This is a genomic window from Pseudomonas sp. 24 E 13, from assembly GCF_900004715.1.
GTDB lineage: Bacteria > Pseudomonadota > Gammaproteobacteria > Pseudomonadales > Pseudomonadaceae > Aquipseudomonas > Aquipseudomonas orientalis_A.
Window position 1 is genome coordinate 1 of record NZ_CVTO01000139.1, and the last position, 6,305, is coordinate 6,305.

At 63.1% G+C, this 6,305-nt stretch carries 3 protein-coding genes; 1 reads left to right on the plus strand and 2 read right to left on the minus strand.

Annotated features, from left to right (window positions below):
* On the minus strand, nucleotides 1-585 hold a 585-nt coding region (locus BFP90_RS18605; protein ID WP_256097484.1), incomplete at its 3' end, for a transglycosylase domain-containing protein.
* Between the two features lie 91 nt (nucleotides 586-676).
* On the opposite strand from BFP90_RS18605, the gene BFP90_RS18610 reads away from it, so the two are divergent.
* Nucleotides 677-970, plus strand: coding sequence for a hypothetical protein (locus tag BFP90_RS18610; RefSeq protein ID WP_065886472.1), 294 nt, complete (start codon nucleotides 677-679; stop codon nucleotides 968-970).
* Nucleotides 971-1,107: 137 nt separating this feature from the next.
* Here the strand turns inward: BFP90_RS18610 and BFP90_RS18615 are convergent, their stop codons facing one another.
* Nucleotides 1,108-6,006 (minus strand): alpha-2-macroglobulin family protein, encoded by a 4,899-nt coding sequence (locus BFP90_RS18615; RefSeq protein WP_065897676.1) that lies wholly within the window; start codon nucleotides 6,004-6,006, stop codon nucleotides 1,108-1,110.
* Nucleotides 6,007-6,305 lie beyond the last annotated feature (299 nt).

The following is a 6,305-nucleotide window of genomic DNA, read 5'->3' on the forward strand; positions in this document are numbered from 1 at the left end:
CAATACCGCGAGCAGGGCGGCTTCGGCGTGGGTCAGTTGCGCCGGGGATTTGCCCAGATAGGCCCAACTGGCCGCCGCCACGCCCTGCAGCGTGCCGCCGAAGGGCGCGCGGTTCAGGTACAGGGTGAGGATTTCGTCCTTGGACAGATGCCATTCCAGCTGTGCGGTACGCCAGAGTTGCCGCAACTTGCCCTGCAGGGTGCGTGAATGCGGATCGAGCAAGCGCGCCACCTGCATCGACAAGGTGCTGCCGCCCGACACCACCCGTGCGCCGGTCAGGTTCTGCCACGTCGCCCGCACCAGCGCCAACGGATTGACCCCGGGGTGGCGATAGAACCAACGGTCTTCGTAGGTCAGCACCGCGTCCAGGTAATACGGTGAGACCTCGCGGGTGTGCACCGGATAGCGCCACACGCCATCGGCATCGGCAAAGCGCCACAATGGCGTGCCATCCTCGGCCAGCACCACCCGGGCCAGGTCGTCCTGGGGCAACGGCAAGGGCCAGATACGGTCGGCCAGCCACAGCAGGGCAATGACCAACAACAGGCTCACCAGTGTCCAGCGAGCAACAAAACGCAAATTCAACCGGGCAAACCTCTATGCTTGCAGGGAACTCGCCTGTCGCAACAACGACCAAAGGCACAGTTACGCCCACCTTCTTAATCAGGACACGCACATGCAGGTAGAAAGCTTTTTCGAATGGTTGGGCCAGGCGCTCGGCTCCGTCATCCGCTTTATCGTCGACGGTCTGAGCGGCTTGTTCGGAGCCTTGACCCACGCCGGCGGCAACTTTATCGATGGCTTATCGCGCACCCTGGGCATGGACACCTCGATCATCAGCATTATCACCCTGATCGTCGGGCTGCTCTTTTTGTACTCGGCGGTACGCGCCTTTATGCGGGCCTCGGTCATTATCGGGATCATCTGGCTGGTGCTGGGCCTGTGGTTGTTGAGCTGGGTTGTGCACTGATTTATCTGACCGCCCCAATCCCTTGTGGGAGGGGGCTTGCTCCCGATAGCGGTGAATCAGTCAAAACATCATTGGCTGACACTTAGCTATCGGGAGCAAGCCCCCTCCCACATTGATCTCCATTTCAACTTCAGCAATCAGCGGCCCTTGATCACCATATCTGCCGGGGTTTCGCCCACCGCCTGCCAGTTCGGCCGATACATCGACTCCACTTGGGGCGGCGGCACGCGGTAAGTGCCCGGTGTCACTGCCCGTGCCAGGTACAGCAAGTGCGTGGTGCCGCCGTAACCGTCCAGGTTCATCGCCGCCACGTAGCGGTCATCACGAAACTCCTGATGCTTGAGCGACGCGTTCTGCATCGACTCGCGCCACTCCTTCACCTGGCTGCTCGCATTCTCCAGGCTGGCCGCGCTTTGGGCCAGGTTCTGGTTTTCCAGTTCCAGGCCGGCGGGCAGCAGGTCGACCACCAGGGCATCCGGCACGCGTTGCTTGGCGCTGACCGCCAAATGCACCAGCACCAGGTCGCCGCTGTTGAGGCTGCGCAGGTTCAGCGGCTGACCGTTCATGCCCAGGTATTCGCGACGGATGCTCAGGTTCTCACCGCCCGCTGCCGGTGGCACTTGTGGGTAACCGGAAATCGTCAGTTGCTGGTACACCGGCGTGTCCCCATGATTGCTCAGGCTCAAGTCGCTGGTCAGCAGCTTGTCATCCAGTTGCAGGGTTGATTGCTGGTTGTTCAGTTCACGCACACCGCCACTGCCGGTCAGCGATACTTGCCAGTTCGCCTCTGGCTGGGCGAGCCCGAGCCGCCCGGCGAGGAACAGCGAATTACGCTCCTGGGTCGACAGATACGGGCTGGCCGCCAACTGGTCCGAGAGCGCGAACAGACGCTCCTCGCGCTTGCCCTTGGCCAGGTCATTTTCTTCCAGCAACGCCAGGATCATCGCCTGATCGCGCAACGGGCTGCCGTAGTCGGCCAGCCATTCCTTGGCGCTGCGCTGCGCGGCCAGGCCGGCGAGCAGCGCCTGGTCCGCACGCGGCTGGTCGCCCATTTTCTGCAGGGCAATGGCCAACTGCACCAGGGGCAAGCCGGAACGCGCATCGCTGCGTCGCTCGAAGATACTGCGCAAGGCCCCCAGCGGCGCCTGCTGACTGCGCGCCAAAACCATGCCGGCATAGGCCTGCACGGCAAAGCGGGTGTGTTCGGCGTTGTCGCTGTAGTCGACTTCGATCAAGTTGCGCTCCTGCACATAGCGCAACAGACGCTCACTGGCTTTCTTCAGCGCCTCGGCCGGCACTGCAAAACCCTGGTCACGGGCGCGCTGCAGGAAGTCGGTGACATAGGCGGTCAGCCAATATTCTTCCTCGCCGTCGGCGCCCCACAAACCGAAGCTGCCGTTGTAGCGCTGCATGCCCAGCAGGCGTTCGATGCCCAACTCGATCTTGCGTTTACGCTCGGCATCCGGCTCGCCCTTGATGCTCAGGCGTTTAAGCAACGCGTCATCGGCGTAGAGCGATGGGTACAAGCCGCTGGCGGTTTGCTCCAGGCAACCGTAGGGGTAGGCCTTGAGCGCGCTGATCTGCGCGCCGAGGTTCAACGGCGGCCGGCTGGACAGGCTCAATAACGCCTCGCTGCCTGCGCTGTCGAACTGCTCCAGCGTGCCCGCAGGCAAGCTCCACGGCTGGTCCTTGAGCACGGCGCGGTAATGCTTGAGCAACGCAGGGTAGGCAGGACGCACGCCCAGGGTCCATTCCCGGCTGAACGGCGGCAGGTTTTCACCGGGCAGATCCAAACCGTTGACCGTCACCTTGACCTTGCCATTGCCCAGGCCGCCCCAGGCTTTCACCGGGATGCGCAGCGTGGTGCGCTGGCCTTGTTTCAACTCGACGCTGTGCGCGCCGCCGTTGACCAGCTGCAACTGCCCTTCGGCGCTCAGTTGTACGTCCAGCTTCTGCGCCTTGCCCGACAGGTTGGACAGGTCCAGCGCCAACGTCGTCTCGTCACCCCCGGCCAGGAAGCGCGGTGCCGACAACTCGGCAATCAGCGGCGCGGCAATCACTGTCTTGGCTTCGGCCATGCCGTAACGGTCATCGCTCCAGGCCTGGGCCATCAGGCGCAGCTCGCCGTTGAAATCCGGAATATCGACGCTGACTTCGCCCTCGCCCTGCTCGTTGAGCGTCACCGGTGCGCTTTGCAGGGCGACGATGGTCACGCTGGTGTCCGGGCGCTTGCCGCCCTTGGCCAGTGCCGCATCGCCCCCGAACGCCAGGCTGGCCAGACGGCCCTGCCCGGCTTCGATCAACTGGCCGTAGATGTCGAACTGGTCCACGCCGTAGGCCTTGCGACCGAACAGGCTGGAGTACGGGTCGGGTGTGGGGTATTCGGTGATATTGAGGATGCCCACGTCCACTGCGGCCACCAGCACATGCACCTGTTTGGGCACACTGCCGTCGGCGTTTTTGGCGGCGATCTTCACCGTCAGCGGCTGTTTGGGGCGCATTTTTTCCGGCGCCGTAAGCGTCAGGCCAAGCTTGCGCTGGGTACGGTCCAACGGCAGATGCAGCAGGCCCACCGCGCGTTTGGGGGTGATATTGGCTTTGCGCTCGCCGGGACGGATCACCAGCGCGCTCACGTACAGATCATGCCGCGACCATTTCGGGTCGAGCTTGACGGCAAAACTCTTGCCTTCGGCCGGCACGTCGATTTCCTGCCACCACAGCGGCCCCTCGGCGGACTCAACCAGCAGGTAGCCTTTACCGGCCGCCGGCGGCGTGACGGTGACGTTGGCGGTGTCGCCATCGGCATAGGCGGGCTTATCCAATGCCAGCTTGACCTGATCGGGGCGCACGGCTCCGCCTTCGGTGTTGTCCTGGGCCTGGTAGCCGGCCCAGAAGCGCAGGCTGCTGATCAAGCCGGTCTGCGGGTCTTCGACCTCGACGCGGTAGGGACCCCATTCCACCTGGAAGCTGACCTTGGCGGTGTCGCCGGCCTTGATGTCGAGGGTTTGTTCGTCAAGGTTGAGGAATTTCTCGTTGTAGTGATAGCTCCAGCCATCATTGTCCGAGTAGTTCCAGTAATAGTCGCGGCGCTCACGCACCAGACGCACCTTGAGGTTCTGCGCGGCAAGTTTCTGGCCGTCCTGGTTGGCCACCAGCACTTCGAATTCCGCCGGGCCGTCGCCGTTGGTTTCAGTGCCGTCAAACAGCCCGCGCAGGCCCGGCAACTGCTCGGCCGGCCAGATCGGCTGTACCAGGCGTCGGGTGATCGGCCGCCCGCCCGACTCCTGCAGACTGGCCTGCACGATCAATTGCAGGGGCGACTTGGCCTCGGCCCATTTGCTTTCCAGGGTCAGTTCTTCCTGGCCCTTGGCGTCCAGCGTGCTTTCGTCCAGCTCGAAATCCTGGCTCAGCTCTTCTTCGGTGACCGAGCCGAACTGGTAGCCCGGCAAGCTTTTGACGGCCTCGCGCAGCGGGCGCACGTAGACCTGCCCGCTGACCCGGTTGCCCGAGGCCGGCGCGCCGTACAGATAACGGCCATTGACCTGGATGACCGCGTCATCCGCCGGGCTCAGTGGCGTGTCACTGCCTTTGAGCTCCAGCGCCAGGCGCTCGGGCAGGAAGTCTTCGACGAGGAATTCATACAGCTGCGGCTTGCCATCACCCAGGTCGAATACCAGCTGCCAGCGCCCGGTCGGTGCTTCGCCGGCCAGCTGCAGCGGGTATTGATAGAGACCGGAGGCGTCGGCCTCCCACACGAATTTGCGGCTGACCTGCTCATCGGGGCGGCGCACTTCGACGCTCACCGGCTGCGGCTTGACGGCGTTGCCGTCCTTGTCGCGCAACAGGGCGTTGAGCAGCACGGTTTCACCGGGGCGATACAGGTCACGCGGGCCGAACACAAAGAACTGCAACGGGTGCGACGGCTGCCCGCCGATATCGAACTCGGCCAGGTCCAGCGCGGCACTGTCCAGACGCAGCAAACTGGTTTGTTCACCCTGCTTGGCCAGCAACACCTGGGCTTTTTTCGGCAGCGGCAACTCGGCGTGGCCACCGTCTTCGGTCTTGCCCTGGCCAAGTACGCGGCCTTCGGCATCGAGGATTTCCAGTTCGACGCCATTCAACGCCTTGCCGCCTTCCAGCGCCTGGGTAAACACATCCAGGCGATTGGCGTAGCGGTGCACCGACAGGCCAATATCACTCAAGGTAAACAGCGTGGCCGGTTGCGAATAGTTGTAGGTGCCCGAGGCACGCATCACCGCCAGGTACACACCCGGCTGCTGCAATTGCTTGAGGCCGGCGATCGGCAGCAGCAGGGTTTCGCGGGTATTGCGCGCCGGGTTGAGGTCAAAACGGCCGCCGTACACCAGGTCGGCCATCGGCAGCAATTCGCGGGATTCGTAACTTTGCAGGCTGGTGTTGCGCCCCCACTGCGCCAGGAAGGCCGGCAGGGACTCGGCCTTGATCCGGAAGAATTCAACGTCGATCTTGTCGACGTTCAGCGCGATCACCGGCAGGCCCTCAGCCAGGCGCGTGGGCAACAGCGTGCCACGGCTGGCAAAGCCGACGGTGGCTTGCAGGTCGCGGGTTTCCAGGCGAGCGGTGTATTCGGCGGCGAGCAGGTTGTCGTTGACCGCCTTCACCCCGGCATCCACCGTCAGCACCAACTTGCGCTGCGGCTCCAGGTGGCGCAGGCGCAATTCCATCAAGTTATCGGAAAGCTCCCAGGCGCCATCGACCTTGCCCGACTTGCTGTCGACCAAATGGACTTTGTCGGCGAACTTCTGATCCGGGTCCAGGGGAATGGAAAAACTCACCGACAGGGTGCTGGCCCCGTCCAACTGCACCTCGGACACATCCACCACGCTTAACTCACGCCCGGCGTACCGCTGCTTCAACGCCGCCACATCCACCGCCGCCTTGGCCGGCTTGGGCGCCACACTCGCCGCCGGGGCAGAGGGCGCAGACGGTTTATCGGAAGAATCGCAGGCGCTCAGCAGGGCCAGCGCACAGGCCAGGAACAATCCTTTGTTAAGCATGGGGCACTCATAGTCAGAGGAAACCGAGGGTGAACTATATATCAGCGCCGACCAAGCTGCTGCGGAGCTGGTCACATTGACCGACGGAGGGTGTGTTGGTTCTGGGTGTCATTGGGGCCAAACCAAATCCCACATAAAATGCAGATCAAAATGTGCGAGGGGGCTTGCCCCCGATAGCGGTACATCAGCAACAAAAGTTGCCTGACGTACCCACACAACTCTGTAGCCCACCGTAACCACGATGCGAAGCGAGTCGCTCTTGATCTGCTTTTGATCTTGATCTCAGGCGCCCCGTTAAA